Source organism: Pseudomonas sp. FSL R10-1350 (assembly GCF_009600525.1).
Lineage (GTDB): Bacteria > Pseudomonadota > Gammaproteobacteria > Pseudomonadales > Pseudomonadaceae > Aquipseudomonas > Aquipseudomonas helleri.
Genome location: NZ_WIVR01000147.1, coordinates 1 through 1,771, shown reverse-complemented (window position 1 = coordinate 1,771; position 1,771 = coordinate 1). Strand labels below are relative to the sequence as shown.

At 65.0% G+C, this 1,771-nt stretch carries 2 protein-coding genes; one reads left to right on the top strand and one right to left on the bottom strand.

The genetic code is table 11. From position 1 onward, the window contains the following. Positions 1–206: hypothetical protein (locus tag GHO25_RS26350; protein ID WP_218581094.1), on the bottom strand; the 206-nt coding region annotated here is incomplete at its 3' end. Between the two features lie 152 nt (positions 207–358). Here GHO25_RS26350 and GHO25_RS25520 point away from each other — a divergent pair. Continuing rightward, entirely contained in the window at positions 359–1,735 is a 1,377-nt protein-coding gene (locus tag GHO25_RS25520; protein WP_153393340.1) for a tetratricopeptide repeat protein, read from the top strand. The last annotated feature ends 36 nt before the right edge of the window (positions 1,736–1,771 follow it).

Genomic DNA, 1,771 nt, shown 5'->3' with positions numbered 1-1,771 from the left:
GCGCTGGCCAGCAGGCCCAGGCGTTTGAGGGCAAGGCGCAGCGGCCCGGGGCGAGGCGGATGACGATGGGCTGGACTGGACATGCGAACTCCTGGCGTTAATTGCTCGGGGCATGCGGCCCCACTGCCAAGCAGTTCTGCAAGGGGTGTGCCACTCCCCCACGGGCCGCTGAACCGGCGGCGCAGCGGTCTTCGGCGCTGGCGCATTGATGAAAAATCCACAGCCCCGGACCTGACTGTGGAAAAAGCAACAGTGACCAACGTGTTGTTTTCCCCCCAGTGCGCCTGACTGCGCAGCCGCACGAACTGGCACAGCCCTTGCCCTGTACAACGGATCGACCTTTGAGCGGACACCTCGCATGTCACACGACTACCTCGGCAACCCCATCGACACCGACCACCCCTTGGCGCGTCAGGCGCTGGACGATTTCACCCTGGGTTTTCTCAGCTACCACCCGCGTGCCGAGGGGATTGTGGCCAGCGCCGAGCGCCACCCGGAATCGGCGCTGAGCAATGCTCTGGCCGGCATCCTGATGATGTTCAGCGAATCACCCGAAGGCCCGGTGCTGGCCGAGCGCTTTCGTAAAATCGCCGCGCAGGTGACCGACCCGCAGCCACGGGCAGCGCTGTATGTGGCGCTGCTGCAGGCGTGGATCAACGAAGACCTCGACCAGGTGCTGCACCTCAGCGAAACGCTGCTCGACCAGTACCCCCGCGACCTGTTCGCGGCCAAGCTCAACCAGTACGTAGAGTTCAATCGCGGCAACTGGCCGGCGCTGCTGCGCATCGCCCTCAAGGCGGTGGCGGCCAGCGACGATATCGCCCAGAGCCACGGCATGCTGGCGTTCGCCTACGAGCAATGCCATTTGCTGGATGAGGCCGAAGCCAGTGCGCGCCGCGCCCTGCAACTGCAAGCGAGCGAGCCCTGGGCGCAACATGCGCTGGCCCACGTGATGCTGACCCAAGGGCGCATTGAAGAAGGCATCGGTTTTCTGGAAAGCGTCAGCCACCATTGGCAGGGGCTGAATTCGTTTATGTACACCCACAACTGGTGGCATCTGGCGCTGTTTTATTTGGCCCGTGGCGACCAAGAGCGGGTGCTGGAAATCTACGACCAGCATGTCTGGGGCGTGCTACCGGCGTACTCCCAGGACCAGATCGGCGCCGTGTCGCTGCTGGCCCGTCTGGAGCTGGCCGGGATCGATGTGGGCCAGCGCTGGCAGGCCCTCGCGCCTTACTTGCAGGCCCGCCACCGCGATACCGTGCAGCCGTTTTTGAGCGTGCAATACCTGTATGGATTGGGCCGCGCAGGCAAGCCCGAGGCCGATCAATTACTGCACGCATTGCGCGAGCACGCGCGTGAAGCGCCAGTGTTCAGCCGCGCCGTTTGGGCCGAGGTCACTCTGCCGCTGGCCGAAGGGTTGCTGGCCCATGCCCGTGGTCAACACTCAGTGGCGCTGGAACGTTTGGGCGTGGCCCTGCCCCGCTTGAACGACATTGGCGGCAGCCATGCCCAGCGCGACCTGTTCGCCCAGATCGAACTGGACGCACGCCTGCACGCGCAAGACTGGGCCGGGGCGCAGCAGGTGCTGGAATTGCGTCGTCGTTATGACGCGCAGGACGTACCGACCAACCGGGCGCTGGAGCGGGTGTACCAAGCACTGGGCTTACCGACGTTGGCGCAAGCCGCCGCAGCGCGGGTCGAGGCGGTGCTCAACACCCCAAACACCCCATAACCCCCTGACACCCGTGGGAGCGGGCTTGCTCGCGAT

What these genes read in the sequence shown, in the direction of transcription:
- GHO25_RS25520 (WP_153393340.1), top strand. Translation starts at nt 359, where the DNA reads ATGTCACACGACTACCTCGGCAACCCCATCGACACCGACCACCCCTTG.